A 26,606-nucleotide genomic window follows, 5' to 3' on the forward strand; every position below is an offset into this window, starting at 1 on the left:
GGACAATCAACGCAACGGCTGGCCCGTGCAGACCTTCGACGCGCTTTGCGGCGAGGGCACATGCCACACCGCGTTTTCGTTTTCGTCCTCGCCTTCATAGATCGCATAGCGCCCATCGTCCTGGCGATGCATGGTGGGGCTGAAGGTGACGAAATCGGTGCGGCCGTCGGGGCCGATGAAATGCATGTCGCCTCCGCACACGATATTGGAATTGGTTTCCGGCCCCAGGGCAGCGCAGGTGACCTGCGAGGTCTCCGCGCGCACCACGCGACTGACGCGTGGCCGAACCAGCCCGCGATCGGCGGCCTCGCAGAAGTAATCGGCAAGCACCGTGCGCATCTCACGCTGCGACGGCATCCAGGGCGGACAGCTGCTGTACGCATCGGCGGTGCAGCTTGAGACCACGGCGGCAGGCTGGCTGCGATCGGGCGCAGCAGCGAGGCTGTCTTGCAGTGGCAGCATCAGGCAGGCGGCGACAGCCAGCAGGGAAACGTAGGAAGGCATCGGAGCGTGGGATTGGAGTGCGCAGGGCGTGCGACTGTACGCCATGCACAGTTGATGCCATGCATGCCCGCGCTGCGGCATCGGCAGGTGCGTGGCATGCTGTGCGCCTGCGGCGCGTCGGTGCGTGCCAGTGCCAGGGGATCCATGCAGCCACTCTCTTTTCCGCGCGGCCCGCTCGGGTTGGTCCTTGCGCTGGCCGTATTCGGCTGCGGCAGTGCGCAGGCCAACGACAGCAGCTTCGGCGACGACAACGGCACCATCCGGCTGTTGCATCAGCCCGATATCAGCATGGACAAGGAAGCGCTGCTGCTCAGCGAGGAGCGCGTGCAGGTGGACTACGTGTTCACCAACCACAGCGCGCGCGCATTGAGCGTGCCGATCGCCTTCCCGATGCCGCCGATGTATTTCGGCATGGCCGATCACAGCGAACTGACCGAGTTCAACCTGTGGGTGGACGGCAAACCGGTGACCACCACGCGCAAGCTGGTGGTGTTGCTGGACGATGGCAGCGACATCTCCAAGGCATTCGCCGCCACCGGCTGGAGCACCGACGATATCGCCGCGTTCGCCGAATCGGGCAACGTGCCGACCGGGCGCACGCCGTTGCCGGCGCGCTGGATCGACCGGGACCAGCAACCGCGCTTCACGCTCAGCGAGTACTTCGTCTGGCAACAGGTCTTCCCGGCACGGGGCAGCGTGCAGATCCGGCATGCCTACGCGCCCAGCCTGTCCACCGGCGTGCCGCAGGGCAGCGCGTTCCTGCTGGAGTCGTATGCAAAGCGCACCTGCATCGAACCGGCCACCAAGGCCAGCATGCAGCGGCGCGAGGGTGCGCACGGCCTGGGCTGGGCCAACCTGCGTTATGTGCTGACCACCGGCAAGAACTGGAACGGCCCGATCAAGGACTTCCAGCTGACCATCCGCAAGCAGAACGCCAGCGACATCCTCAGCCTGTGCTTCGACGGCGCGCTGAAGAAGATCGATCCGCTGACCTTCCAGTTCAGGCAGGCCGACTTCGTGCCGATGCGCGATCTGGAGCTGCTGTTCGTGCGCGGCATCGAGTGACCGGCGGGGCCAGCACCCGCAGGCCGAACGCGCGTCTGCCTGCTGTCGGCGCGTTGCAGACGCGCTGCAGATCAGCGCTGGTTGATCGCGCAACCGCTTGTGTTCGCCTGGCGGCAGGGCGCCGCGTCATCGGTCGGCAATGGTCGGTGCCAGCGGCAAGAATCAGATGACGGCGGCAACGCTTGCAGCCACTGATCGCAAGGAACACGCGCAGTCATTGCAGGCACTGTTTTATCGATGGTTCGGATGGTGCTGCGTGCCACGCAGACACGGCGCACTGCGGTTGATCGACACACCACAGTTGCGCAATCGCTGCCTGCCGACCGCTGCGCCACTGGCAAGCCCAAGCGCAGCGGCGTGACCGCTTCCACACCCCCGCACCGCGCGACATCGCAGTTGTCGATATCACCATTGACCATCAGCTCATGCCTGGGCAAGGCTCGGGCTTGATGACGCTAACGGAGCTGGCATGGCGCGACGTTTCCCCTGGCTCTGGATCGGGCTGCTGATTGCCTGTGCATTGATCGCCGTGCTGGCATGGCAGAACAAGCAGCTGCGCGCGCAGCAGCAGTTGCTGCAGGCCCGCATCAGCGCGCCGTATGACGGCATGTACGTGCCGCGCATCGAAGTCACCGATACCGCCGGCCAGCGCCATCTGCTCGGCGTGCCGCAGGGACAGGCGCAGCTGCTGTTCTTCTTCACCACCACTTGCCCGTATTGCCAGCGCTCTGCCCCTACCGTGCTGCGTGCGGCGCAGCAGCTGCAGGCCAATCTGCCCGGCCGTCCGCAGTTGTTCGGCGTGTGCCAGTGCGATGCGACGCAGGCTGCGCGCTATGCGCATGTGCATGGCTTCGATTTCCCTGTGGTCACGTTGACCGATCGTCGCGCGTTGATGCTGTTTCGCGCGCGCAACGTGCCACTGCTGATGGCCATCGACGGGCAGGGGCGCGTGCGCCATTCCCGTCTTGGCGTCTTCGATACCACGGAGCAGGTGCAGGACCTGGTCGCCGCCTTGCGCCGCACGGATGCGCCAGCGGCTTTGGCAACGGTGAAGGAGTAATGCATGAAGAAGCGTTGGGGTACCTTGCGGACGGCGTTGATGGCGGCCACGTTCCTGGCCAGTACCGGTTTCGGTGCGTTCCAGGTGATGGCGGTCGATAACGCGCAGCCGAAGACCGAATCGTGTAGTGCGTGGGCCTGCAAAGCCGAATGTCCGGAGTTTGGCGGCGACCTGGGGCAGGGCAACGTCTGCTACTGCTGCGGCTGACAGCGGTTATCACACCTACTGCGCAGTTACGCTTGGTCGGTCGCTGTAGGTCTGACGGCGGGGTCCCCCCGGGCCCCGCCGTTTGCCGGCAGCACCGCGCTCAGCGCAGCGCGCGATAGCGGAAATCGCGCAACACCACTGCGCCCTGCTGTGCGGCGTAGATGCCGAGCTGCAGGCTCAGGAAGCCGCCGAATACGTTGTGGTGGAAGCCGGACATTTCCATGCGCGTCGGGTGGCGGATCCACTGCCGGCCATCGTCGAACGAATAGTCGAAGGTCACCACGTGCGCCTCGTTGCTCAGACGCAGGCGGATGCGTCGGTGCGTGTTGGGCGCGCGTGCCCACACCAGTTCTTCTGAATACTCGTAGGTCTTGATGGTGTCGGGCGTAACGCCGATGCCGACGAAGGCCTTGTGGTTGTAGAACAGCAACAGGCCGCCCTCGGCATTGCCGATGAGTTCCAGCGTGACCTCGGCGACGTAGCCGCGATCGGGCACGCCGCAGGTCAGTGGCGCGCTGTCGGCCGGCGAGCTGCCGGAACAGGCCAGCGTGAGCGACCGATCTGCCCGTTGCACGCGCGCCTGTTCGCCGGGCCCGGGCGCATGCAGGCTCCATTGGGTGCCGAACCTGTCGCTGGAAAAATCGTCCGACAAGGCGAAACCGCTGAGCGCCGCGTTGCCGGTGGCGTTTGCGCGTGCAGGCGTGCGCAATGGCCTGGACAGATCGCCACCGGTGGCGCGGAACCAGCCATCGGCGGTCCACTCGATCGGCTCCAGCAGGGTCTGCCGGCCCAGCGTGCGGAAGCCGTTTTCGTAGCCGTGATAGACCATCCACCAGTCGCCACGCGGCCCTTCCACCAGCGTGGCATGCCCGCGCGACCACCACGGCTCCTGTTCGGACTGGGTGCGCACCAGCGGGTTGCGCGGGCAGTGCTCCCATGGCCCATGCACCGAGCGCGCACGCGCGGCGATGACCATGTGCCCGGTGACCGGACCGGCGGTGCCGCCGACCGCGGTGACCAGGTACAGCCACCCATCGTGCCAGGTCAGCTTGGGGCCTTCGGGGGCAAAGTTCTCCACGATCCAGTCGTCGGGATAGCGCCAGGGCGCGTAGGCCGGTTCCACCTGCCCGTCGGTGGCCAGGCCGTCGTCGCGCAGGCGCACCTTGCGGATGCCGTTGACGAACAGGTAGCGCTTGCCGTCCTCGCCCAGCACATGGCCGGGGTCGATGCAGCCGGCGATCTGCAGATCGATCGGGTCGCTCCAGGGTCCGCGGATGTCGTCGGCCCAGATCACGAAGATCGACCAGCCGGTGTCGTCCGGATTGGCCGGGATATAGATGAAATAGCGGCCATCGTGCTTGCACAGGTCCAGTGCCCAGATCGTGCCCAGCTGCTTGCGCAGCGCCGGGCCGAGCGGCGTCCAGTTGACCAGGTCGGTGGAATGCCACAGCACGATGCCCGGATAGGAAAGGAACGACGAAAACGTCATGTAGTAGTCGTCGCCATCCTTGAGGATGGTGGGGTCGGGGTGATCTCCGGCCACGATGGGATTGAGGTAAGTGCCGTTGCCCAGGTCTGCCTTGCGCTGGCCTTCGATACCGCGCGCCCACAGCGGGGTGCCGGTGCAGGCCGCGCGCGCGTCGCCCGCCAGTGCGGCCGGCGACAGCGGGGCGACGACGGCGCCGGCGGCAAGCACCTTGAACAGGTCCCGGCGGGTGGTGGTTGGCATGGGTGCGCGTTCGTGCGGGACGGGCTGGTATCTAGCCCCAGGTATCGGACCGGGGCAACCGCGCAGGCGGCGTTATAGGAAGCGCTCATGCCAGCTGCGGATTTCGACATAGATCAGCTGCCACGGCGTGCGGAGCTTGCGCGCGGACAAGGTGCTGGAATCCATGCAGAACCCACGTGCTGAACGCCGCCAGCTACGATGCTGCACTGCAGCGTGATCTGTTCACTTATGATTGCGATATTCATATGCGAACAGTCCGGCACCGGCCGGCTGGTGGACGTTGCGATGCCCAGTGACTGCTTCAACGATTGCGTGAGCACCTGTTCGGCGACCGCCAGCTGCGCGGAGCGTGCAGCGTGACCCTTGCGCGGCAGCGTCTGGGCAAGACCGACGTGCAGCTCTCGGCACTGGGCTTTGGCGCCGCGCCGATCGGCAACCTGTATGCCGAGGTCGCTGAAGACCAGGCACTGGCCGCCGTGGCAGCGGCCTTCCAGGCCGGCATCCGCCATTTCGATACCGCGCCTTACTACGGCTATGGGCTGAGCGAGACCCGCCTGGGCCGTGGCCTGGCCGGCGTGCCGCGCGGCGCCTATACGCTGTCGACCAAGGTCGGCCGCTGCATCTACGACGATGCGCAGGCAGCCGCCGGGCGCGACGGCTTTGCGGTGGCGGGCCGCCGCGCCGAGTTCGACTACAGCGCCGACGGCGTGCGGCGCGCGTTCGCTTCCAGCCTGGAGCGCCTGGGCACCGACTACATCGACGTGCTGCTGCTGCACGACATCGGTGCGCTGACCCACGGCGATAACCACGCCAACGTGCTGCGCCAGGCCTTGGAGGAGGCCTTGCCGGCGATGGCGGAGCTGAAGGCGGCTGGTGCCTGCGGTGCGATCGGGCTGGGCGTCAACGAGCAGGACGTGGCACTGGAGGTGCTGCCACGCTTTCCGCTCGACTGCGTGATGCTGGCCGGCCGCTACACGCTGCTGGAACAGCACGGCGCCCGCGCCCTGCTCGAGCAGGCGCAGCAGCGCAACGTGGCGATCCTGTCGGCCGGCCCGTACAGCTCCGGCCTGCTCAGCGACGCACGCGGCCCCGGCGCCACCTACAACTACGCCCCGGTCGACGTCGCCACCCTGCAGCATGCGCAGCGCCTGTACGCGGCCTGCGCGGCATTCGAGGTGGATATCGGCGCGGCGGCGTTGCAGTTTCCGCTGGCACATCCGGCGGTGACCACGGTGGTGGCCGGCATGCGGACGGTGGCCGAGGTGCAGTCAGCCGCCGCGCGCCTGCAGGCGCCGATCGCACCGGCACTGTGGCAGCGCCTGCGCGATGGCGGCCTGCTCGACGCGGACCTGCCCACGCCATGAGCCGCATCGACGCACACCTGCATTTCTGGCAGCTGGCCCGTGGCGATTACCACTGGCTGACGCCCGAGCTGGCGCCGCTGTATCGCGACTTCGGCCCCGCCGATATCGGCCAGGCGCTGGACGCTGCCGATATGGAGAGCGTGGTGGTGGTGCAGGCCGCCGCGACCGAGGCCGAAACCCGTTACCTGTTCGAGCTGGCGCGCGCCGATGCGCGTATTGCCGGCGTGGTCGGTTGGGTCGATTTCGCCGCGCCCGATGCCGCCGCACGCATCGACGCGCTGGTGCAGGCCGGCGGCGGCGTGCTCAAGGGCCTGCGCCCGATGGTGCAGGACATCGCCGATGTGCAATGGCTGGCCCAGCCCGAACTGGATGCTGCCTTCGACGCCCTGCTCGCGCACGACCTGGCCTTCGACGCCCTGATCCGCAGCGTGCATGTGCCGGCGCTGCAGGCACGCCTGAAGCGCCATCCGCAGCTGCGCGTGGTCATCGATCACGGCGGCAAGCCGCAGATCGCCGCAGGCGAATTCGTCGCCTGGGCCGCAGGCATGGCCGCGCTGGCCCAGCATCCCAATGTGCACTGCAAACTCTCCGGCCTGCTCACCGAAGCAGCGCGCGGCGCCGGCGTGGAGGCGCTGGCACCGTATGTCGCGCATCTGTTCGCACGCTTCGGCCCGCAGCGTGTGCTGTGGGGCAGCGACTGGCCGGTGCTGACCCAACGTGCCGATTACGCGCAGTGGTTCGACATCGCACAGCAGCTGGTCGCCACATACGCCGACGGCCATGCCGGAGCAGTGTTCGGCGACAACGCACGCACGTTCTATCGTCTGCCACGGCCGGCGGCCCCCACCTACGGAACCTCTTCGGTATGACTGTCTCGATCCCTGCAACTCCCAACGACCGCCTGCATGGCAAGCGCTGCCTGATCACCGCCGCTGGCGCCGGCATCGGCCGCGAAAGCGCACTGGCCTGCGCACGCGCCGGTGCGCAGGTGATCGCCACCGATATCGACGCCGCTGCCCTGCAGGCGCTGGCGGCCGAATCGGAGGCCATCACCACCCAGCTGCTGGATGTCACCGACGCGGCGGCGGTTGCCGCGCTGGTCGCGGCGCACGGCCCGTTCGATGTGCTGTTCAACTGCGCCGGCTTCGTGCACCAGGGCAGCATTCTCGATTGCGACGAGCCGGCCTGGCGGCGCTCGTTCTCGATCAACGTCGATGCGATGTACTACACCTGCAAGGCGGTGCTGCCGGGCATGCTCGAACGCGGCCGCGGCAGCATCATCAACATGTCCTCGGTGGCCTCCAGCATCAAGGGCGTGCCCAACCGCTTCGTCTATGGCGTCACCAAGGCCGCCGTGATCGGCCTGAGCAAGGCCATTGCCGCCGATTACGTGGCCCAGGGCGTGCGTTGCAACGCGATCTGCCCCGGCACCATCAAGACGCCGTCGCTGGGCCAGCGCGTCAAGGCGCTGGGCGGCGACGAACAGGCGGTGTGGAAGAGCTTCACCGACCGCCAGCCGATGGGCCGCCTGGGCGACCCGCGCGAGATCGCACAGCTGGTGGTGTACCTGGCCTCGGACGAATCGTCGTTCACCACCGGCCAGACCCACATCATCGATGGCGGCTGGTCCAACTGAGCGCGGCAACGCACCGCCGTGCCGCGCACCGTAACGTGGGCGGCCAGTGCCGGATGCGACTTGTAGTGGCTTGATTTGAGCACGCCGTCCTTATCCACCCGATGCATGCGCGCTAGCGTTGCTGGCCGCTCCATTCCTCACCTGCAAAGGAAGACTGCATGAAACTCGTACGCGTTGGCGCCCCCGGCCAGGAACGTCCTGGCCTGATCGATGGCGAAGGCCGCATCCGCGATTTGAGCGGCGTGATCGACGATGTGGCCGGCGAGCACATCACCAATGCCGGCCTGGACAAACTGCGTGCGCTGGACGTGTCCACGCTGCCGCTGCTCGAAGGCGAGCTGCGCTATGGCGCCGCAGTGGGGCAGATCGGCAAGTTCATCTGCGTGGGGTTGAACTACGCCGACCACGCGGCCGAATCGGGCATGGACGTGCCCAAGATGCCGATCCTTTTCATGAAGGCCACCACTGCGGTGACCGGCCCCAACGACACCGTGATCATCCCGCGCGGCTCGGTCAAGAGCGACTGGGAAGTGGAACTGGGCGTGGTGATCGGCGATGTGGCGCGCGATGTGTCGGTGGACGACGCGCTGAACCACGTCGCCGGCTACGCGGTCATCAACGATCTGTCCGAGCGCGAGTTCCAGCTCGAGCATGGCGGCCAGTGGGTCAAGGGCAAGAGCGCCGACACCTTCGGCCCGATCGGCCCGTGGCTGGTCACCCGCGATGAAATCGCCGACCCGCAGAACCTGTCGATGTGGCTGGAGGTCAATGGCCACCGCTACCAGAACGGCAGCACCCGCACGATGGTGTTCGGCGTGGCCGAACTGGTCAGCCACATCAGCCGCTATATGACGCTGATGCCGGGCGATGTGATCAGCACCGGCACCCCGCCCGGCGTGGGCCTGGGCCAGAAGCCGCCGGTGTACCTGAAGCCGGGCGACGTGATGGAACTGGAGATCGAAGGCCTGGGCCGCCAGCGCCAGCCGGTGGTGGCGCATCCGCGTGATGCTGCCTAAAGCCCCTCTCCCACCGGGGCACTAAGGCACGGCTTGCGCGCCACTGGCGCGCGTGCGTTGGTGCGCCCGCGCCGCAAGCGCGGGCCTGGGTGCGTAGCGGGAGTTGGGGTGAGGGTACGTAGCGACATATCCAGGCAGTTCGTCGCAATGTGCGTTTGCCGTCAGGCGTGACATGTCGGCATGTGTGTTGATGTGTCATGCGCAAATTTTTCAAGCGGCGTGCGAGAGCGTTGAACTTCCAGGTGCTGTCGCGCGTTGGTATCCACACGCAGTTGGTCGTGCAGTGATGCGTTGATCTGTGTTGTTCGTTGATCTGTGTCGCAAGCGCATGCGTACCTGCAACGCTTCAATACAGTCGGCGCTTCGCGTCCGTATCCTCACCCCAACCCCTCTCCCGGGGGGAGAGGGGCTCTGGCGCCCGTCTCCGTTTCCGTTCTCCGTTTCCGTTTCCGTTTCCGTTTCCGTTTTATTTCGCGCGTTTTATTCCCGTTTCCATCGCCCAGGACTTCAATGAGCACCATCATCGCCCTCGACACCCACGACGTCCGCTTCCCCACCTCGCGCGAGCTGGATGGGTCGGATGCGATGAATCCGGATCCGGACTACTCGGCCGCCTACGTCGTGCTGCGCACCGATGCGTCGGATGGCCTGGCCGGCTACGGCCTGGTGTTCACCATCGGCCGCGGCAACGATGTGCAGACCGCCGCGGTGGCCGCACTGGCCGAGCACGTGGTCGGCCTGTCGGTCGAGGAAGTCATTGCCGATCTGGGTGCGTTCGCACGCCGGCTCACCAACGACTCGCAGCTGCGCTGGCTGGGCCCGGAAAAGGGCGTGATGCACATGGCGATCGGCGCGGTGATCAACGCCGCCTGGGACCTGGCCGCACGCGCGGCGAAAAAGCCGCTGTGGCGCTACATCGCCGAGCTCAGCCCGGAGCAGTTGGTCGATACCATCGACTTCCGCTACCTCACCGACGCGCTCACCCGCGACGAAGCGCTGGCAATCCTGCGCAATGCGCAACCGCAGCGTGCGCAGCGCATCGCCACGCTGATCGAACAGGGCTATCCCGCCTACACCACTTCGCCCGGCTGGCTCGGCTACTCCGACGAAAAGCTGGTGCGCCTGGCAAAAGAAGCCGTCGCCGATGGCTTCCGCACCATCAAGCTCAAGGTCGGCGCCAACGTGCAGGACGACATCCGCCGCTGCCGCCTGGCGCGTGAGGCGATCGGCCCGGACATCGCGATGGCGGTGGATGCCAACCAGCGCTGGGACGTGGGCCCGGCGATCGACTGGATGCGCCAGCTGGCCGAATTCGACATCGCCTGGATCGAGGAACCGACCAGCCCGGACGACGTGCTCGGCCACGCCGCGATCCGCCAGGGCATCACCCCGGTGCCGGTCTCCACCGGCGAGCACACCCAGAACCGCGTGGTGTTCAAGCAGCTGCTGCAGGCCGGCGCGGTGGACCTGATCCAGATCGACGCCGCGCGCGTGGGCGGCGTCAACGAAAACCTCGCCATCCTGCTGCTGGCCGCCAAGTTCAACATCCGCGTGTTCCCGCATGCCGGCGGCGTCGGCCTGTGCGAACTGGTGCAACACCTGGCCATGGCCGACTTCGTCGCCATCACCGGCAAGATGGAAGACCGCGCGATCGAATTCGTCGACCACCTGCACCAGCACTTCCTGGACCCGGTGCGCATCCAGCACGGCCGCTACCTGGCCCCGCAAGCCGCCGGCTTCTCCGCCGAGATGCACCCGGACTCCATCGCGGAATTCAGCTACCCCGACGGCCGTTTCTGGGTCGAAGACCTGGCCACGGCAAAGGCCTAATCCAACGCACCGCCTCACCTAATCCCAGGATGTCGTAGGAGCGGCTCAAGCCGCGACAGGCGTTCCCGATGGCCCGATCGCGACCGCTTCTGGTTGGCACATCTGCGATGCAGCCGTCACGCCTGCGCTGCGCCAATCACGCTGCGCCCGCAAAAGACACCTGTTTCGACGCCCGGCGGCAGCGGCAGCAAAGACACTCAAGACCAGCGCCCCACAACGGAGCCAACACATCCGCAAAAAACGCAGGCCAACACCCTAACCCTGCCCCGCTCCAACCGCCGCACTCAAGGCAAAGATCTGCCCGGCCTCGCGCCACTTCTCTCCCGGCGCACTGCCAGGCAACGGCTTTTGAAATCGCCACATCAAGTCTTCCCAGGCCTGGATGCGCGGATCGGCCGCATCCCGCGCCGCCTTGGCCGCCGGATCGTAGTCGTCACCGACCTCCATCAGCATCACCAGGCGGTCGCCACTGCGAAAGATCTCCAGCTCCTGGATGCCGGCCTGCTGCAGCGAGGCCACCACCTCCGGCCAGACCTCGCTGGGCCGATGCCAACGCTCGTACTCGGCGATCAACTGCGGATCGTCGTGCAGATCCAGCACATAACACAGACGCCGCGTGCTCATGCGCCCACTCCTGCAACCACCGGCGCAGCGCGGCGCGCACGCAACGCGAACAGCAGGATCACCGCAAAGCACCCACCCGGTACCACCATCGCCCAGTGGATACCGGCCATGTCCGACACCGCGCCCATCACCGCCGTCAGCAGCGCGCCACCGATGATGGACATCACCAGCAGCGACGAGCCCAGCTTGCGCGCATCGTCATGCATGCCATCCAGGCCCAGCGCAAAGATGGTCGGGAACATCACCGACATGAACACGCTGGCAGCCACCAGCGCGTACAAGCCGGTCCAACCCGGCAACGCGATGGCAACGGCGCACAACACCAGATTGATCGTCGCAAAACTCGCCAGCAACCTGGCCGGCGCCAGATAGCGCAACAGCGCGGTGCCGACGAAGCGGCCGGCCATGAACAGCACCAGCGAGATGGTCAGGTAGGTGGCGGCAGTTTTTTCCGGCGTGCCCGGCACCGCATCCTGCAGATAGCGGATCAGATAGCTCCAGATGCCGACCTGCGCACCCACGTAGAAGAACTGCGCCACCACCGAAAACATGAAGCGCCGATTGCGCAGCAGTTCGCCGAAGCGTGCACGCTTGGGCGCCACGCCGCTATCGCTCTCCGGCGCGCCGGTGGGAAAGCGCACCAGCGCGATCAGGATCGCCCACAGCACCACCACGGCGCCGATGATCAGATAGGGCGTCTGCACGGCTGAGGATTCGGCGGCAAAGAACGCCTCGCGCGCGGCTGGCGCCATTGCCGCCAGCTCGGCCGGCGTGTGCTCCACCCCGGAGAAGATGAAGTGCTGGCCGACCAGCACGCCGGTGATCGAGCCCAAGGGGTTGAATGCCTGGGCCAGATTCAACCGCCGCGCTGCGCCTTCTGCCGGGCCGAGCACGGTCACCAGCGGGTTGGCGGTGGTTTCCAGGAAGGCCAGGCCGCTGGCGATCACGAACAAGGCCAGCAGGAACAGCCAGTAGGTATGCACCTGCGCAGCCGGATAGAACAGGAACGCGCCGCACGCATACAGCAGCAGGCCCAGCACCACGGCCGCCTTGTAGCTATAGCGGCGCATGAACATCGCCGCCGGCATCGCGAACACGAAATAGCCCAGGTAGAACGCGCTCTGGACCAGCCCGGCCTGCAGGTCGGTCAGCTCGAAGGCCTTCTTGAACTGCTTGATCAGGATGTCGTTGAGGTTGTTGGCCATGCCCCACAAAAAGAACAGGCTCACGATCAACAACAGGGGAACCATGGCGGTACGCGCCAGGTTGCCGCGCGGTGACGCGGCAATGTCACTGTGATGCATGCGACCGATCCCCTCCCAAGGCTGTGGCGCTTGCGTTGCTGTGCGGCGAGCGTACTGCGCACGCCAGCGCCATGCAAATATAAAATCTTTGTTTATATTTGCACGCAAGCGCCACTTCTCACCGCTGCCCGCGATGCCTGTACCCTGGCGCGCCGCAGCCTTGCCTGGAGCCGCAAACGGATGAGCACCGAACCCGCCAAGTACCGCGCCCCCGCCCTGGACAAGGGCCTGGACATCCTCGAGCTGCTCGCCCGCCAGGCGCAGCCGATGAGCATGGGCGCGATCTCGCACGGCATCGGCCGCTCGCGCGGGGAGATCTTCCGCATGCTGCAGGTGCTGGAGGAGCGCGGCTATCTCACCCGCGACGGCGAGGGCGACTATGTGCTGACCAATCGGTTGTTCATGCTCGGCATGCAGCAGCCGCAGGTGCAGAGCATCAGCGAAGCGGCACTACCGGTGATGCGGCGGCTGGCCGATGCGATCTATCAGCCCTGCCACCTGGTGGCGCCGTCCGGCGACCAGATCGTGGTGATCGCGCAGATGGACGTGCCCAGCGACCTGGGCCTGGTGGTGCGCCCGGGCCACCGCCGCCCATTGACCCATTCCAGCTCCGGGCTGGTGCTGTTCGCGTTCCAGCAGCCAGAGGTGCAGGCGCGCTGGCTGGACATGCTCGACGCCAGCGAGGTGCCGTTCGAGCGTGCGCAGTTCCTCGCCGCCGCCGCGCAGGCGCGCAACGATGGCTACGCCATGCAACCCAGCGAAGCGGTGGTGGGCGTGGTCGACCTGACCGCACCGATCCTGCAACGCGGCAGTGCGACCTATACGCTCACCGTTCCCTTCGTCGCGCGCCGCCCGGAGTTGGTCGGCCCGCACGCGGCCTTGCAGGCCCTGTGTGCGGCGACGGCGGAGATTTCCGCCGCATTGATGTAGCCGCAGCCCGCGCCGGGAGTCTGCGTCGGCGCTGGTGTTTCTGTTGCTCGCTTCCGAAGGCTGACTTCTGCGGTCCTCCCGCAGCGCGGCCGGCCCTGTGCGTGGAGCGCAGCGCGCTCTTTCCGCAGTGCTGCGATGGCAGCCTGGCATCGCACTCCGCCCAACGGCTTCGCCAGCACCTGCGGCATCGCAAGCCGTGCAAATCGAGACGCCATGGAGATCGCGGCACCGTTGCCGATCGCTGCACTCCTGCACGACGTCTGGAAAGACAGCACGACGCAGGCGCTGGCTCACGCACGCGCAGCCAGCTATGACATTTCCATCTCGCACTGCTTGCAGCACACCCCACATCAGCAGCTTTCCCGGCGTTTTCGCTACCTGCTCCACCGGCATGCAGACCGTTGGTCGCTATAGCCAAGGCTATCGGGCGCCGCATCGCGCCGTTGCGTTGACATGCCTGCCTGGCTTTGACGCCTGAAAACAAGGCAAAAACCGCGTTACCCCTGCTCGCAATAGCCACGGCTATAAAGATCAGACCGACCTTCGCGTGCGCTGCAGACGCACCGGACGCGGCCATGCGTTGGTACACTGCGCGCCCCTTGGGGAGTAGCCTGCTTTCGCATCGTCGGAAGCGCCTGCATCAACATACTCGGCCGTTGCGCCGTGGTGCAGGCAACCAGTTCCGGTTTGGCGAGACCAGCGGCATGCGTGCACGACGACGGTTGGCGCGGGCGCATGTCGTTGTGACCGTGCCCAACCCGAGAATGTCGATGTCCCCTTTTTCCATTGTTTTGATCGGTTTCGCGATGTCGACCGATGCGTTTGCCGCGGCGATCGGCAAAGGCGCGGCGATGCGCAAGCCGCAGTGGCGCGATGCGCTACGCGCCGGCTTGATCTTCGGCTGCATCGAGGCGATCACCCCGGTGATCGGCTGGCTGCTGGGGCGCGCCGCGTCCAGCTATGTGTCCGACTACGACCACTGGATCGCGTTCGTGCTGCTCGGTGCGCTGGGCACGCACATGATCGTGGCGGGGCTGCGAAACGATGCGGACGACGCTGACGAAGCAACGTCCGAGACGCCGAAACGGCATGGCTTGCTCGCCCTGGCCACCACCGGTTTTGCCACCAGCATCGATGCGATGGCGGTCGGCGTGAGCCTGGCGTTCCTGGACGTGCATATCGGCGTGGTGGCGGTGGTGGTGGGGCTGTGCACCTTCAGCATGGTCACCGCAGGCGTCATGCTGGGCCGCGTGCTCGGCAACCTGATTGGCAAGCGCGCCGAGATCCTCGGCGGCTTGATCCTGGTGATCGTCGGCAGCGTCATCCTCTACGAACACCTGAGCGGCGCAGCCTAAGCACCTCCCCTCGTAGGAGCGTGCCTGCGCGCGACCGGGCGTTACCGATAAAGCTTCGTCGCGCGCAGGCACGCTCCTACGCTGCAGTCGCACCGCTCAGCGCGTTTTCGCATCGTGATGCGCGCTCAGAAACGCGCGTAACGAGGCCGGCTTCACCGGCTTGGTCAGCAGGCGGTAGCCACGCGCGCGCGCGAGCTGCTTGAGTTCGTCGCGGCCGTCGGCGGTGAGCAGGGCACCGGCAATCGGCGCGGTGGCGACGGCCTGCAGCGCATCCAGCGTGTCCAGGCCATCGAGCCGGTCGTGCAGGTGGTAATCCACCAGCATCAGATCCGGCTGTTCGCGCGCGCGCTCCAGCGCCTGATCCACGGTGCTGGCGGTGATCACCTCCACCTGCCAGCGACCGAGCAGCGCACGCATGCCGTCGAGGATCTCGCGGTCGTTGTCCACGCACAGCACGCGCAGGCCCGCCAGCGAATCGCCGCTGGGTAGCGCGCGTGCAACGGCCACCGGCAGCACCGGCGGCAGCGGGACCGCCGCCACGCGCGGCAGCAGGATCGAGAACATGCTGCCGCGGCCGACCTGGCTGCGTGCGCTCAGGTCGTGGTCGAGCAGGCGCGAGATGCGCTGGCAGATCGACAGGCCCAGCCCCAGGCCCTGCTCGCCCCAGTCGAACGGCTGCTGATAACGGCGGAATTCTTCGAAGATCTGCCGCATGTGGTGCTCGGGAATGCCCGGGCCGGTATCCCACACCTGCAGCTCCACGTGCGCACCGCGTCCGCGCATGCCCAGCACGATGCGGCCCTGGCGCGTGTAGCGCAGCGCATTGGCGAGGAAGTTCTGCATCACCCGTCGCAGCAGGCGGCGGTCGCTGCGCACCCACAACGGACGACTGTGCACCTGCAGCTGCAGGCCGCGGCTGGAAGCCACCGGCGCGTATTGCGCGGCCAGTTCGTGCATCAGCGCGCTGGCATCGAAATCCTCGGCCGTGGGCCGCAGGCCGCCGGCATCCAGCCGCGAGACGTCGAGCAGGCCATCGAGCAACTCCTCGGCCGCACGCAGCGAGGCATCCACGCGCTCGGCCAGATGGCGTTGTTCCTCGTTGTTCTGATGGCTCTCGCGCAGCGCCGAGGCGAACAGCCGCGCGGCATTGAGCGGCTGCAACACGTCGTGGCTGATCGCGGCCAGAAAGCGCGTCTTGGATTGCTGCGCCAGCTCGGCCTCGCGCGAGCGGTCGGCCACGCGCTGCTCCAGGTTCTCGTTGGCGTCCAGCAGCGCGCGTTCGGCACGCTTGTAGTCGGTGATGTCGTTGTAGCTGGTGACATAACCGCCGCCGGGCAGCGCCTGGCCGCGCATCTCGATCACCTTGCCGTCGCTGCGAGTGCGCTCGAACACATGCGGCGAGCCGGCGCGCATGTGGCGGATACGGCGATCGATCTGATCTTCGATATCGCCCTCGCCCAGCTCGCCGCGCTCGGCGTTGTAGCGGATCAGATCGGCCACCGGGCGGCCGACATACAGCATGCCGTCCGGGTAGCCGAATAGCTGCTGATAGCGGCGATTCCACGCAGTCAGGCGCATCTCCGGGTCGACCACGCTGACCGCGGCGCTGATGTTTTCCAGCGTGGTGGACAGGATCTCGCGATTGAAGCGCAGCTCCTGGCCGGCTTCGTCCAGCACCGCCACCACCTCGCCCAGGTCCATGCCCGAGCCGCGCAACAGGCTGGTCAGCACCAGGCGTGCGGAGGCCGCGCCGATCGAGGCGGCCAGCAGGCGTTCGGTGAACTGCACCCAGGCGCGATCGGCCACCACGGTGGGTTGCAGCTCGCGCTCCAGCAACACCGCCTGGTCGACGAAGGCGCGGTGCGCATGCCGCTCGCCCACCACGCGCTCGGCCAGGGCCTGCAGGTCGGCCACGCGCACATGCCCGGGCCAGTCGCCGGCCACCGCCGGCCGCTGTGCGTACGGGTCCAGGAAGGGCGCGGCGCGCAGGCGTTCGTCCACCCCAGGGCGCCAGCGTGCGGAGACCAGCATCATCGCGCCGACATTGATCAGCAGCGACCAGAACGTGCCATGCGCCAGCGGGTCCCAGCCGTGCATGCCGAACAGCTGCTGCGGCTGCAACCAGGCGATGCCGAACGGCCCGTCCACCAGCCAGTCCGGCTGCAGCCAGCCCGCGCGCGTGGCGGCCGGCAGCAGCAGCGTGTAGATCCAGGTCATGAAGCCCAGCACCATGCCGGTCTCCACGCCCTTGCGGCTGGCCCCGCGCCAGTACAACCCGCCGATCACGCCGGGGGCGAACTGCGCCACCGCCGCAAAGGCCATCAGGCCGTAGGCCGCCAAGGTGGTGTCGTTGGCCACGCTGCGGTGGTAGCCGTAGGCGATCAGCGCCAGCAACAGGATGGCGACGCGGCGGATCCACAACACCCGCGAGGCCACCGCCGCGCGCGCATCGGCACTGCCGCGGCGGCGCAGCAGCACCGGCATCACCAGGTCGTTGCTGACCATGGTGGCCAACGCGATGCTGGCCACGATCACCATGCCGGTGGCGGCCGAGAACCCGCCCACATAGGCCACCAATGCCAGCACGGTGTTGCCCTGGCTCAGCGGCAGCGCCAGCACCACCGCGTCGTCGACCACCGTGCTGCCCTTGCCGAACAAGGCCACGCCGGCCGATGCGATCGGCACCACCATCGCCGAGATGATCACCAGGTACGCACCGAACAACCAGCGCGCGCGACGGATGTCGCCGACGTCGCTGCATTCCACCACCGCCACATGGAACTGGCGCGGCAGGCAGATCACCGCCAGAAAGCTCAGCAAGGTCTGCGAAATGAAACCCACCGACGGAGTGTGCTCGAACAAGGTGCGCGCCGAGTCGGCGATGGGCACCTGGTGGTCACTCAGCCACACCCAGGCGAACAGGCCCACCGCGACGATGGCGATCAGCTTGATCACAGACTCCAGCGCGATCGCCAGCATCATGCCGCGGTGGTGTTCGGTGGCATCGACCTGGCGGGTGCCGAACAAGGTCGCGAACAAGGCCATCAACAGCGCCACGTACAACGCCGGATCGGCAAGGATGCCGCGCCCGGCACTGCTATGCCCGGTCAGCACCTCCAGGCTCATCGCCACCGCCTTGTACTGCAGCGCCAGGTACGGAACGATGCCGACCAGCGCGATCACCGCCACCAAGGCCGCCAGCCGCCGCGAGCGGCCATAGCGCGAGGAAATGAAATCGGCGATGGAGACGGTGTTTTCGGCGCGTGCGATCAGCGCCAGCCGCTCGATGATGCGCCAGCCGAACAGCAGCAACAGCAGTGGGCCCAGGTAGATCGGCAGATAGCCGATGCCGTTGCGCACCGCCGAGCCGACCGCGCCGTAGAAGGTCCACGACGAGCAGTACACCGCCAGCGCCAGGCTGTAGACCGCCGGCCGCAGCCACGGCCGCTCCGGGTACAGCGGACGACGGTCGCCCCACCAGGCCACGCCGAACAGCAGCACGGCATAGCCGACGGAGACCAGCAGCAGGATCCAGCTTGATACCAAGGGGCGTTCCTAGGCCAATGCGAACGGGGAGTTTACGCAGTGGGGAATCGGGAGTGGGGAACAGCCCGCCTGGCCGCACGTGCGTAGGAGCGCGCTCGCGCGCGACAGGGCACCGGCGGGAAAGCCTCATCGCCCGTAGGAGCGCGCCTGCGCGCGATAGGGCACTGGCGGGAAAACCTTATCGCGCGCAAGCGCGCTCCTACACCAGCTTGGCAGTTATCGCAGTTGCCCCAATCAGGCGCCGCACCTGGCGCGCCGCTCAGCCCGGTAGCCGCACCTGCACCTGGTACGTGCGTCCGGCGACAATGCCGTGCACGCGCTGGTCCGGGCAGGCGGTGCCATCCACCTCAACGTCGACGTGCGTGCGCCCCGGTTCACGCGTCAGCGTCACCTCGAACTGCGCGCCGCGGAACTGGCGCGTCACCCGGGCCTGCGGCCAGTGCGAGGGCAGCTGCGGGCGGATCGCCAATGCATCGCCTTCGCCGACCAGGCCGAACAACCCTTCCAGCACGCAGCGATACACCCAGGCCACCGTGCCGGTGTTGAACAGCTGGCTGGAACGCCCGGCCGTGCGCGGGTACTGGTGCCAGGCGCCGCGATAGTAGTTGGGCAGCGACACCGGCAGGTGGCCGCGCTGCAGCACGTCCTCGCGGGTGGGGCCGGGCAGCAGCGCGCGCAGGATCTCCCAGGCGCGGTCGGCTTCGCCGATCTGGTACAGGCTGTACAGGTAGAACGCCGCCGCATGGTTGTAGACCGCGCCGTTTTCTGCGGCGCCCGGCCACTTCTGCGTCAACCGGCCCACGTCATCGCGCATGTGCGTGTAGGCCGGGGCCAGCATCACCGGCCCGTACGGCGTATGCAGCTGCTCGCGCACCGCCTCCAGCAAGGCCGCGCGCTGCGCGCTGTCGGCGGTGCCGGCCAGCAGCGCAAAGCTCTGCGGATTGAGATAGATGCGTCCTTCCACATCCTCGGCGATGCCGAAGCGCACGCCATCGTCGGTGATGCCGCGCGCATACCAGTTGCCGTCCCACAGCTCGCGGTTGGCATCGGCGTTGATCGCCTGCACGGCCTGCGCAAATGTCTCCGCCTGCGCGCTTCGCCCATGCGCTGCGCAGATGCCCGACCACAGCCGCAATGCATACGCGGTGGCCACGGTGAGCCAGCCGGACACGCCCTTGCCGCGCCAGCCGACCATGTTCATCGGGTCGCACCAATCGCCCTGCGCGATGAAACTCAAGCCACGTGCATCGCGCGCGTCCAGCAGCCACTGCATCGCTGCATCCAGTCGCTCGGCCACGCTGAGCGCCTGTCCATCGTGCGTACGGACCACCGCATCGAGCACGCTGGCATCGCCGGTTTCGGCCAGATAGGCGCTCAGGAAGATCGGCAACCATACGCAGTGATCGGTATGCGGCACCTGGTTGATGTATTTGAGCTCGGCGCCTTCCACCAGCAGGATGCCATCCGGCATCGCACCGCTGGGCTCCTGCTGCGAGAGCGCGTGCAACAACGCCGCACGTGCGGTGGCCGGCTGCAGGTAGGCCATGCCCATGTGGTCCTGCAGATAGTTGCGCGTCTGCGGATCGGTGGTCAGGCGATTGACGTCGCCGTGATAGAACACCTGCCGCGGCAGCCAATGGTTGACCAGGTTGTCCAGGGCCGGATCGGGCGTGGCGATCTGCGCGCAACCCCGCCCGCCCTGCAGATACTGCGCGTAGTCGCGCGCGGCGGCGGCAAAGCCGGCTTCGGACAGATAACGCGCACGCAGCGCGGCGATCTCCGCATCGTCCTTGGCCGGCCCGAACGCGAAGCGGTAGACGCTTGCCGCATCGGCGTCCAGCGTCAGCCGATACTGCAACGCGGCGGCCGGGTTCTCGTAGTGCGCATCGCTGTTGCCCAGCTGCTCGGCCTGGATGGCCGAGGGCGCATGCAGGCCGCCCTCGCCTTCGAAGGCCATCTGCTGCGCATCCCAGGCCACCGGCGGCTGCTCGTGCAACAGGAAGGTGCAGTCCTTGAAATCGCGCTGACGGAAATAGTCGTCCACCTTCTGGTACGGCGCCACGCTACGGCAGACGATGCCGCCCAGCGCCGGCTCGTAAGCGCCGCCCTGATGCATCCACGACATGTAACCGATCGGGAAGTAGGGATACAGGCTGAGCCGGCGCGTACGCCCGGACTGGTTATGCACGCGGCATTCCCACAGCTCCACCGCATCGTCGGTGGGCAACGCCACGCACAGTTCCACCACGATGCCGTCGTGACGCACCCGCCAGCGCACATCGTGCTTGCCCGCGGAAAACGCGAACTGTTCCGGCGTTGCACGTACCGGTTCGTGCGGCACCGAATACAACGCGCCGCTTTCTTCGTCCTTGAGATAGAAGAAGCGCCCGGGATGATGCGCGTAGTACGGCTGCTCGGGCATCATGAAGTTGCGCGCTTCCAGCAGCGGCGCATGCGCGTACTTGGCCGGCTCCGGCTGCATGAACTGCCCGGTGGCGTAACCACGGCAGGTCAGCTGCAGCATCATGCGGCGGTTCCACAGGAACCCGCCCGCGTTCGGCATTGCGGTGGGGCTGTAGAGCGCATAACGCGTGCCGTCGGCGCTGGGCGCCAGCAACGCGGAAAGATCGTCGTCGGGCGTGGACGTGGAATCGGCGTGGGAGAGTGCAGACACGGTCAGCGGTGCTCCTGTTCGTCGCGCTTGCGCGCGGCCAGTTCGTGTTGGATGCGGCGCAACAGGCCATCATCGAGTGGATAGAAACGCATGGTCCAGGCTGCCAGCAGCGCCACCGCGCCCGGGATCACCGTCAGCAGCAGCACGATGCCGGTCAACGAGGCGGCCGACTGCGCGCTGTTGGCCACATAGCCCATGCCCGCCAGCACCCAGGCGATGCCGGCCGAAGCCAGCGCGCCACCGAGCTTTTGCGAGAAGGTCGCGGCGGCGAAGGTCATCGCGGTGGCGCGCCGGCCGGTGCGCCATTCGGTGTAATCGGCACTGTCGGCATACATCGAAAATGCCAGCGGCGACTTCGGCCCCAGTGCCAGCCCGATCAGCATGTTCAGCGCGAAGATCGCCCACACCGCATCGGCAGGAATGAAAAACATCAGGCAACTCAACACGCCCACCACCGCCATCAGCGCGGTCATCAACTGGCGCTTGTCCCAATGCCGTGTCAGCAACGGCGTGATCGCCGCGCCCACTGCCAGCGACACCGAATAGCCACCCAGAAACAGCCCGGTCAGGTCCGGCCGCTGCACGTAGTACTTGAGGTAATACACGCCCGCACCACCGCGCATGACAATGGTGATCATGATGATCAGCGACAGCACGAACAGCACGCACCACGGCTTGTTCTGCAGCAGGTCGGCGATATCCCGGCGGATCGGCGTGCGCTGTTGCGGCGGTGGCTGCACGCGCTCGCGCGTGGTCAGCGCCACGGTCACGAACGACGCCACCGCCACCGCGCCGTACAGCATCATGGTGCGCTGCCAGCCCAGTGCATCGTTGCCGGCACCGAACCAGGCCACCAGATCCAGCGTGCAGTAATTCACCAACGTGGTGCCGGCGAATGCGGCGATGAAGCGCAGGCTGATCAGGCTGGTGCGCTGGCTGCTGTCGGCGGTGATCACGCCGGACAATGCCGAGTACGGAATGCTCACCACCGTGTAGGCCAGCATCATCACCAGGAAGCTGATCGTGGCCCACCACATGCGTCCGTTCTGATCCAGCGCAGGCGTGGTGTAGGCGAGCACGCCGGTCACCGCCATCGGCACGGCGCCCCACAACAGATACGGGCGGAATTTGCCCCAGCGGCTGCGTGTGCGATCGGCCAGTGCACCCATCGCCGGATCGGCGATCGCATCGGCGATCTTGGTCAACAGGATCATCGTGCCCACCGCCGCTGCCGGCAGATGCATGGTGTCGGTGTAGAAGATCAACAGGAAGGCGGAGATGTTGGCCCAGTACAGATTCAGGCCCAGATCGCCGGCGCCGTAGCCCAGTTTTTCGCGCCAGCGCAGGCGCGCCGATGCAGGAGACGTTGCAGGCGATGACGGCATCGGCAGACCTTGGAGTGCGTTGAACCCGGCCGAGCGCGCCGTTACGCTGGGCGGCCCGCTCACCTGGCGAGGAGCGCCGACGCTACACCACGCATCGACTGCCGCCAACGTGAAATCCGGCAAAATGCCGAATCGATCCGGAGATATAACCTGACGTGATGGACACCGCCGCCCCCGCTACACCCGCGTCCGCTTCGCCCCTGGCCATCGTGGTGATGGGCGTTTCCGGCAGCGGCAAGACCACCATCGCGCAGGCGCTGGCAGCGCATTACGGCTACCGTTTTCTGGATGCCGACGACTACCACAGCGTGGCCGCACGCGCGCAGATGGCCGCCGGCCAGCCACTCACCGATGCGATGCGTCTGCCGTGGGTGGAGTTGCTGGCGGCCACCTTGCGCGACTGCGTACAGGCAGGCGAGTCGGTGGTGCTCGCGTTCTCGGGCTTGCGCGGCACGCATCGGCAATTGCTGCGCCGCAGCGGCATTCCGATCCGCTTCGTGTTCCTGCACGCGGCCCAGCACGTGATCGCCGCGCGCCTGAGCGCACGCGCCGGCCACTTCATGCCGGCCAGCCTGCTGGACAGCCAGTTGCAGACCCTGGAATTGCCGTTGGACGAAGCCGATGTGGTGTCGGTGGATGTGGACACCACGGTGGCGGAGGTGGTGCAGGATGCGATCGCGCAGTTGGCGCTGATCGCTCCCGCTGCAGTGCACACCGCCGTGCCCTCGCCGCAAAGCGCATAACGCGCCGGATAGCGCAGCAACATGGCTGTTTCCGTCTCCCTCCGGGAGAAGATGCCCCGAAGGGGCGGATGAGGGGACGTGCGAAGCCTCGTGCATTTTGACGACACAGAAGCTTCGCCCCGTGCCCTCACCCCAACCCCGCTCCGAGCCCCGGCCCGCGTTTGCGACGCGGGCGCTCCAAGGCACGCGCGCCAGTGGCGCGCAAACCGTGCCTTCTCGCCCCGCCGGGAGAGGGGCTGTGTTCGACACCGTGGCCAACCTCACAAGGTGGCGCAACATTTCCTGGTTACTTTTTGCAGACCATTGATTTGCATGCAAATACGCATGCATCGCGGCCAATCATTTTTTCTATCGCAGCGGCCGCCGATCGTGATGAATCATCAGCATTTGTGCGAATAGCGAACACGTTGAACGCAATTTTTTCGAGCTGGTGGCACCAGATGCGAGCGGACCCGACCGTTGAATGAATGCGGAAAAGTGCGTGTATTGCACGGTCGCCACAATCGGCCATCTTCACTCGGCAGATCCGGGGGGATCCAGCGCTTCCTTCCATCTATGGACATGCCGTGATGACAAATTCAATTCGCCGCTTGCGATTTCGCAGTTTGACGCTCGTTCCCTGCCTGCTTGCCAGCGCGGTGGCTTTCGCCCAGGCCGGCTCCGCAACCGCACAACAGTCGGTGTCGTCGCTGGATACCCAGGCTTTTGCACGCTCCGGCCAGATCTGGCGCAGCTTCGGCAATCAGCTGCCATTTGCCAGCCCCACCAGCTGGACCACCGCCGGCGGCGGCTACTTGAACCAGCGCTTCGCGCCGGGCGAGTGGAAGATCAACCGCACCACCGTCAAAGGCCTCAAGCCGGCCTGGACCCTGACCACCACCGGCGACATCTCGGCCACCCCGAGCGTGGAAGGTGGAACCTTGTATGTGCCCGACTGGGGCGGCACGCTGTATAGCGTCGACACCCAGACCGGCAAACCGAACTGGCAGGCCAAGTTGTCCGACTACACCGGCAATGCCAACTCGGTGACGCGCAACACGCCGGCCATCAGTGCCAACAGCATCATCGTCGGCGACCAGGCCGCCGGCACCGTGCTGGCGATCGACAAGAAGACCGGCAAGCTGCTGTGGAAGACCACCGCCGAAGCCAACCCGCAAGCGCGCATCACCTCCTCGCCGGTGATCTACGGCAACCGCGTGTACGTGCCCGTGTCCTCCGGCGACTGGGGCAACCTGGACCCGACCCACACCTTCAGCTTCCGCGGCAGCGTGGTGGCGCTGGATCTGAATACCGGCAAGAAGGTGTGGCAGTTCTACAACGTGCCCGAGGGCTATACCGGTGCATCGGTGTGGGGCCAGGTGGCGATCGATCCGATCAACCGCCGCCTGTATTTCGGCACCGGCAACAACTACAACATTCCCGCCAGCGTGGGTAACTGCGTGTCCAACGCACGCTCCTACCGCGGCAGCGAACTCACCGTGCAGGATGAACTGGCGTGCATGGCGCCGGACAACTACGTCGACTCGGTGATCTCGCTGAATCTGGACACCGGCAAGCTGGTCTGGGCCGACCGTGCACAAGGCTACGACGCCTGGAACCTGTCGTGCATCGTGGCGCCCACCAATGGCCTGTGCCCGAACACCCAGGCAACCAACCTGACCGGCCCTGATTACGACTTCGGCGGTGCCGGCGTGCAGCTGTTCACCGTGTGGCGCGACGGCAAGGCGCAGCAGCTGGTCGGCGCAGGGCAGAAGAGCGGCATCTACTGGGCCTTCGACGCCAAGACCGGTGCCAAGGTGTGGTCGACCCAGGTCGGCCCCGGTGGCACCACTGGCGGCGTCGAGTGGGGCACCGCGTTCGATCCGTACAAGTCGCAGGTCTATGTGGCCATCAACAACAGCTCCAACGCCACCTATACGCTGGGGCCTGCGAATACCCAGAGCCACAACGGCGGCTCGTGGGCAGCGCTGGATGCCGCCACCGGCAGGATCAAGTGGCAGGTCAAGGTGCCCGGCATCAACCGCGTGAATCCGAACGTGCCGGCCGGTGGCCAGGGCTCGCTGACGGTGTCGCCGAACCTGCTCTACGCCGGTTCGATGGCCGGCAACATGGTCGCCCTGGATACCGACACCGGCGCCACCCTGTGGAACCACGACGCCACCGGCTCGGTGATCAGTTCGCCGGCCATCGTGGACGGTGCGCTGTACTGGGGCGCCGGCTACGGCCGCTTCAACTTCGGCACTGCCGCAACGGCCAACCAGCTGACCAAGTTCGTGCCGGAGGTCAGCCCGGCCAAGTAAGCGTCAACCCCTGTGATCTGCGTCGAGCGACGCGCAATCACGGCATAACGACGGCGCCACCTTCGGGTGGCGTCGTTGTGTGTCACGCCGCTACAGCCGCGTGACCTGGCACAGGCGGATCTGCCCCGCCTCCAGCCCATGCGCCTCCGCCGCACGGCGGCGCAACGCGGTGACCAGCCCGGCGGCATCCAGCACGCCATCGGCAGGCACGTCCACGCTATGGGCCAGTTGCCCCCACAGCACCGGCCGACCGTCGCAATAGCCCTCGTAGTCGGCGAAGTAATGCAGCTGGCGCAGCTCAGGTACCGACGTGGACATCGCCCTGGATCTCCGTGCAGCCCAGATGTTCCAACGCGATTTCCAGCCCGAGCAGATAACTCTGCGCGCAGTAACCGCGCACCGTCGCAATGCGTTGCCCGAACCCCTCCGGCAGGCAACGCTCCGGACGGTCCACGCTATCGTCGTGAGCCTCCACGAACGGGTACGGCAACGCGCTGAGTACACGGTGCAGGCGCGCACTGTCCACGCAGCTGCCCGGATCGATCAACGCGATTTCCATCCGCGCCTGCCCGGCCACGCGCAAGGCGTCCAGCAGCTCCTGCTCCGACCCGCAGGCACGCAAGGCCACCGTCTTGCCCGCGTCGCCGGCACACTGCACGAGCTGCCGAATGACGGCCCGCGGCAACGGCTGCGGCCCACGCACCAGCGGCATCGCCGCCTCCGGCCCACGCACGATCATGATCGACATGGCGGCCTCCTCAGGCAGCGGCGCGCAAGGGCGCGCACAGCGACGGCAGGCAACGCGCCGCAATACCCAGCGACATCGCATAGGCGCGCGGCGCATCGTGCGGCGTAATCACCACCGCCAGTGGCGCATGCTGCGGATGCAGCCATGGCTCCAGTTCCTGGTCGGCATCGGTGTGCAGCTCGATATACGGCGCAGACAGCGCATCCAGTGCAGCACGCAAGGCTTTTGCATGTACCTGCGCACGCTCGGAGGCCGACAAATCGCCCGAATCCAGCAGCACCAGCTCCACCTCGGCATCGCCACCGGCGGCCTGCAAGCCGGCGATCAAACCATCGACATCGGCACACGCCAGCGTGCGCAGCGCGCGTCCGGCACACTCGGGCAGCTGCAGCGGCGCCACCTGCGCCGGATCGGCCTGCGGACCTTGCAAAATCAGGATACACATCGTGTTCGACTCAACGCACCACAGTGCGGGAGTGCCAAGGTAGGCCTGCCGAACGTAAAGGTGCCAGCCCAACACTGCCCCCCCGCATAAAGAGTCCGTAATGCTCCACCTTGCCGCTCGAATGGCTCGCGCGAAACTTCA

At 66.7% G+C, this 26,606-nt stretch carries 23 protein-coding genes and 1 riboswitch; of the genes, 13 read left to right on the plus strand and 10 right to left on the minus strand.

Annotation, left to right across the window (positions count from 1 at the left end; genetic code table 11):
- Positions 1-6: 6 nt before the first annotated feature.
- Positions 7-585 carry a hypothetical protein gene (locus ABQ039_RS19100; protein WP_374057823.1) on the minus strand — a complete coding sequence of 193 codons (579 nt, stop codon included), beginning with the start codon at positions 583-585 and terminating at the stop codon, positions 7-9.
- 63 nt (positions 586-648) lie between these two features.
- On the opposite strand from ABQ039_RS19100, the gene ABQ039_RS19105 reads away from it, so the two are divergent.
- From ABQ039_RS19105 to ABQ039_RS19115, 3 genes are all read left to right on the plus strand, one after another.
- Entirely contained in the window at positions 649-1,569 is a 921-nt protein-coding gene (locus ABQ039_RS19105) for a DUF4424 family protein (protein ID WP_349778598.1), read from the plus strand.
- A 496-nt stretch (positions 1,570-2,065) separates the two neighbouring features.
- Entirely contained in the window at positions 2,066-2,629 is a 564-nt protein-coding gene (locus ABQ039_RS19110; protein WP_349778614.1) for a TlpA disulfide reductase family protein, read from the plus strand.
- Between the two features lie 3 nt (positions 2,630-2,632).
- A complete protein-coding gene (locus ABQ039_RS19115; RefSeq protein ID WP_016901788.1) occupies positions 2,633-2,836 on the plus strand; it encodes a hypothetical protein in 204 nt (67 codons plus the stop codon).
- Between the two features lie 100 nt (positions 2,837-2,936).
- Here the strand turns inward: ABQ039_RS19115 and ABQ039_RS19120 are convergent, their stop codons facing one another.
- Complete coding sequence (locus tag ABQ039_RS19120; protein ID WP_349778599.1) at positions 2,937-4,565, minus strand: family 43 glycosylhydrolase; 1,629 nt, start codon at positions 4,563-4,565, stop codon at positions 2,937-2,939.
- 356 nt (positions 4,566-4,921) lie between these two features.
- Here ABQ039_RS19120 and ABQ039_RS19125 point away from each other — a divergent pair, with 356 nt between their 5' ends.
- The 5 genes from ABQ039_RS19125 to ABQ039_RS19145 all read left to right on the plus strand — a co-directional run bounded on the left by ABQ039_RS19125 (position 4,922) and on the right by ABQ039_RS19145 (position 10,411).
- Positions 4,922-5,929, plus strand: coding sequence for an aldo/keto reductase (locus tag ABQ039_RS19125; protein ID WP_349778600.1), 1,008 nt, complete (start codon positions 4,922-4,924; stop codon positions 5,927-5,929).
- Positions 5,926-6,798, plus strand: coding sequence for an amidohydrolase family protein (locus ABQ039_RS19130; protein ID WP_349778601.1), 873 nt, complete (start codon positions 5,926-5,928; stop codon positions 6,796-6,798). The genes ABQ039_RS19125 and ABQ039_RS19130 overlap by 4 nt, the downstream gene beginning before the upstream one ends.
- A complete protein-coding gene (locus ABQ039_RS19135) occupies positions 6,795-7,565 on the plus strand; it encodes an SDR family oxidoreductase (protein ID WP_039521219.1) in 771 nt (256 codons plus the stop codon). Before ABQ039_RS19130 ends, ABQ039_RS19135 begins: the two co-directional genes overlap by 4 nt.
- A gap of 158 nt (positions 7,566-7,723) precedes the next feature.
- On the plus strand, positions 7,724-8,581 hold the full coding sequence (locus ABQ039_RS19140) for a fumarylacetoacetate hydrolase family protein (protein WP_053054220.1): 858 nt from the start codon (positions 7,724-7,726) through the stop codon (positions 8,579-8,581).
- Between the two features lie 510 nt (positions 8,582-9,091).
- Positions 9,092-10,411 carry an L-fuconate dehydratase gene (locus tag ABQ039_RS19145; protein ID WP_349778602.1) on the plus strand — a complete coding sequence of 440 codons (1,320 nt, stop codon included), beginning with the start codon at positions 9,092-9,094 and terminating at the stop codon, positions 10,409-10,411.
- A 255-nt stretch (positions 10,412-10,666) separates the two neighbouring features.
- Here the strand turns inward: ABQ039_RS19145 and ABQ039_RS19150 are convergent, their stop codons facing one another.
- Together ABQ039_RS19150 and fucP are read right to left on the minus strand one after the other, a co-directional pair.
- Positions 10,667-11,035, minus strand: coding sequence for an L-fucose mutarotase (locus ABQ039_RS19150; RefSeq protein ID WP_104575721.1), 369 nt, complete (start codon positions 11,033-11,035; stop codon positions 10,667-10,669).
- Positions 11,032-12,339: an L-fucose:H+ symporter permease gene (fucP, locus tag ABQ039_RS19155; RefSeq protein ID WP_054591867.1), complete on the minus strand. Its 1,308-nt coding sequence runs from the start codon at positions 12,337-12,339 to the stop codon at positions 11,032-11,034. Before fucP ends, ABQ039_RS19150 begins: the two co-directional genes overlap by 4 nt.
- A 180-nt stretch (positions 12,340-12,519) precedes the next feature.
- Here fucP and ABQ039_RS19160 point away from each other — a divergent pair, with 180 nt between their 5' ends.
- The 3 genes from ABQ039_RS19160 to ABQ039_RS19170 all read left to right on the plus strand — a co-directional run bounded on the left by ABQ039_RS19160 (position 12,520) and on the right by ABQ039_RS19170 (position 14,624).
- On the plus strand, positions 12,520-13,269 hold the full coding sequence (locus ABQ039_RS19160; protein ID WP_349778603.1) for a helix-turn-helix domain-containing protein: 750 nt from the start codon (positions 12,520-12,522) through the stop codon (positions 13,267-13,269).
- A gap of 135 nt (positions 13,270-13,404) precedes the next feature.
- On the plus strand, positions 13,405-13,683 hold the full coding sequence (locus tag ABQ039_RS19165) for a hypothetical protein (RefSeq protein ID WP_349778604.1): 279 nt from the start codon (positions 13,405-13,407) through the stop codon (positions 13,681-13,683).
- A 181-nt stretch (positions 13,684-13,864) separates the two neighbouring features.
- Positions 13,865-14,027, plus strand: a riboswitch (yybP-ykoY riboswitch).
- A gap of 12 nt (positions 14,028-14,039) precedes the next feature.
- Positions 14,040-14,624 carry a manganese efflux pump MntP family protein gene (locus ABQ039_RS19170; protein WP_154832895.1) on the plus strand — a complete coding sequence of 195 codons (585 nt, stop codon included), beginning with the start codon at positions 14,040-14,042 and terminating at the stop codon, positions 14,622-14,624.
- A 96-nt stretch (positions 14,625-14,720) separates the two neighbouring features.
- Here the strand turns inward: ABQ039_RS19170 and ABQ039_RS19175 are convergent, their stop codons facing one another.
- The 3 genes from ABQ039_RS19175 to ABQ039_RS19185 form a co-directional block, all read right to left on the minus strand.
- Positions 14,721-18,170 (minus strand): PAS domain-containing hybrid sensor histidine kinase/response regulator, encoded by a 3,450-nt coding sequence (locus ABQ039_RS19175; RefSeq protein ID WP_349778605.1) that lies wholly within the window; start codon positions 18,168-18,170, stop codon positions 14,721-14,723.
- A 259-nt stretch (positions 18,171-18,429) separates the two neighbouring features.
- Positions 18,430-20,844, minus strand: a complete 2,415-nt coding sequence (locus ABQ039_RS19180; RefSeq protein WP_374057824.1) for a GH36-type glycosyl hydrolase domain-containing protein — start codon at positions 20,842-20,844, stop codon at positions 18,430-18,432.
- A 2-nt stretch (positions 20,845-20,846) separates the two neighbouring features.
- Positions 20,847-22,229, minus strand: coding sequence for an MFS transporter (locus ABQ039_RS19185; protein WP_349778606.1), 1,383 nt, complete (start codon positions 22,227-22,229; stop codon positions 20,847-20,849).
- A 158-nt stretch (positions 22,230-22,387) separates the two neighbouring features.
- Between ABQ039_RS19185 and ABQ039_RS19190 the strand changes: the two genes are divergently transcribed.
- Positions 22,388-22,972, plus strand: a complete 585-nt coding sequence (locus tag ABQ039_RS19190; RefSeq protein WP_349778607.1) for a gluconokinase, GntK/IdnK-type — start codon at positions 22,388-22,390, stop codon at positions 22,970-22,972.
- 569 nt (positions 22,973-23,541) lie between these two features.
- The gene (locus ABQ039_RS19195; protein WP_349778608.1) at positions 23,542-25,272 is read left to right on the plus strand and encodes a PQQ-binding-like beta-propeller repeat protein; all 1,731 of its coding nucleotides are present in this window, start codon (positions 23,542-23,544) and stop codon (positions 25,270-25,272) included.
- A 90-nt stretch (positions 25,273-25,362) separates the two neighbouring features.
- On the opposite strand, the gene ABQ039_RS19200 is transcribed toward ABQ039_RS19195, so the two are convergent.
- The 3 genes from ABQ039_RS19200 to ABQ039_RS19210 are packed head-to-tail and all read right to left on the minus strand — an operon-like array spanning position 25,363 to position 26,465.
- Positions 25,363-25,590, minus strand: coding sequence for a hypothetical protein (locus ABQ039_RS19200; protein ID WP_016903869.1), 228 nt, complete (start codon positions 25,588-25,590; stop codon positions 25,363-25,365).
- Complete coding sequence (locus ABQ039_RS19205; RefSeq protein WP_046345097.1) at positions 25,571-26,020, minus strand: 3-dehydroquinate dehydratase; 450 nt, start codon at positions 26,018-26,020, stop codon at positions 25,571-25,573. The genes ABQ039_RS19200 and ABQ039_RS19205 overlap by 20 nt, the downstream gene beginning before the upstream one ends.
- Before the next feature lie 10 nt (positions 26,021-26,030).
- Entirely contained in the window at positions 26,031-26,465 is a 435-nt protein-coding gene (locus ABQ039_RS19210) for a hypothetical protein (protein WP_184611708.1), read from the minus strand.
- Positions 26,466-26,606 lie beyond the last annotated feature (141 nt).

It is taken from the genome of Xanthomonas sp. WHRI 6108 (assembly GCF_040202385.2).
In the GTDB taxonomy this organism is placed as follows: Bacteria; Pseudomonadota; Gammaproteobacteria; order Xanthomonadales; family Xanthomonadaceae; genus Xanthomonas; species Xanthomonas arboricola.

Excerpts from the sequence above, each read along its gene's own strand:
- ABQ039_RS19200 (WP_016903869.1), bottom strand. The coding sequence starts at position 25,590 with ATGTCCACGTCGGTACCTGAGCTGCGCCAGCTGCATTACTTCGCCGAC.
- ABQ039_RS19135 (WP_039521219.1), top strand. The coding sequence starts at position 6,795 with ATGACTGTCTCGATCCCTGCAACTCCCAACGACCGCCTGCATGGCAAG.
- ABQ039_RS19190 (WP_349778607.1), top strand. The coding sequence starts at position 22,388 with ATGGACACCGCCGCCCCCGCTACACCCGCGTCCGCTTCGCCCCTGGCC.
- ABQ039_RS19145 (WP_349778602.1), top strand. The coding sequence starts at position 9,092 with ATGAGCACCATCATCGCCCTCGACACCCACGACGTCCGCTTCCCCACC.
- ABQ039_RS19100 (WP_374057823.1), bottom strand. The coding sequence starts at position 585 with ATGCCGCAGCGCGGGCATGCATGGCATCAACTGTGCATGGCGTACAGT.
- ABQ039_RS19115 (WP_016901788.1), top strand. The coding sequence starts at position 2,633 with ATGAAGAAGCGTTGGGGTACCTTGCGGACGGCGTTGATGGCGGCCACG.
- ABQ039_RS19195 (WP_349778608.1), top strand. The coding sequence starts at position 23,542 with ATGACAAATTCAATTCGCCGCTTGCGATTTCGCAGTTTGACGCTCGTT.
- ABQ039_RS19170 (WP_154832895.1), top strand. The coding sequence starts at position 14,040 with ATGTCCCCTTTTTCCATTGTTTTGATCGGTTTCGCGATGTCGACCGAT.
- ABQ039_RS19205 (WP_046345097.1), bottom strand. The coding sequence starts at position 26,020 with ATGTCGATCATGATCGTGCGTGGGCCGGAGGCGGCGATGCCGCTGGTG.
- ABQ039_RS19185 (WP_349778606.1), bottom strand. The coding sequence starts at position 22,229 with ATGCCGTCATCGCCTGCAACGTCTCCTGCATCGGCGCGCCTGCGCTGG.
- fucP (WP_054591867.1), bottom strand. The coding sequence starts at position 12,339 with ATGCATCACAGTGACATTGCCGCGTCACCGCGCGGCAACCTGGCGCGT.
- ABQ039_RS19120 (WP_349778599.1), bottom strand. The coding sequence starts at position 4,565 with ATGCCAACCACCACCCGCCGGGACCTGTTCAAGGTGCTTGCCGCCGGC.
- ABQ039_RS19105 (WP_349778598.1), top strand. The coding sequence starts at position 649 with ATGCAGCCACTCTCTTTTCCGCGCGGCCCGCTCGGGTTGGTCCTTGCG.
- ABQ039_RS19140 (WP_053054220.1), top strand. The coding sequence starts at position 7,724 with ATGAAACTCGTACGCGTTGGCGCCCCCGGCCAGGAACGTCCTGGCCTG.
- ABQ039_RS19160 (WP_349778603.1), top strand. The coding sequence starts at position 12,520 with ATGAGCACCGAACCCGCCAAGTACCGCGCCCCCGCCCTGGACAAGGGC.
- ABQ039_RS19130 (WP_349778601.1), top strand. The coding sequence starts at position 5,926 with ATGAGCCGCATCGACGCACACCTGCATTTCTGGCAGCTGGCCCGTGGC.
- ABQ039_RS19150 (WP_104575721.1), bottom strand. The coding sequence starts at position 11,035 with ATGAGCACGCGGCGTCTGTGTTATGTGCTGGATCTGCACGACGATCCG.
- ABQ039_RS19165 (WP_349778604.1), top strand. The coding sequence starts at position 13,405 with ATGGCAGCCTGGCATCGCACTCCGCCCAACGGCTTCGCCAGCACCTGC.
- ABQ039_RS19210 (WP_184611708.1), bottom strand. The coding sequence starts at position 26,465 with ATGTGTATCCTGATTTTGCAAGGTCCGCAGGCCGATCCGGCGCAGGTG.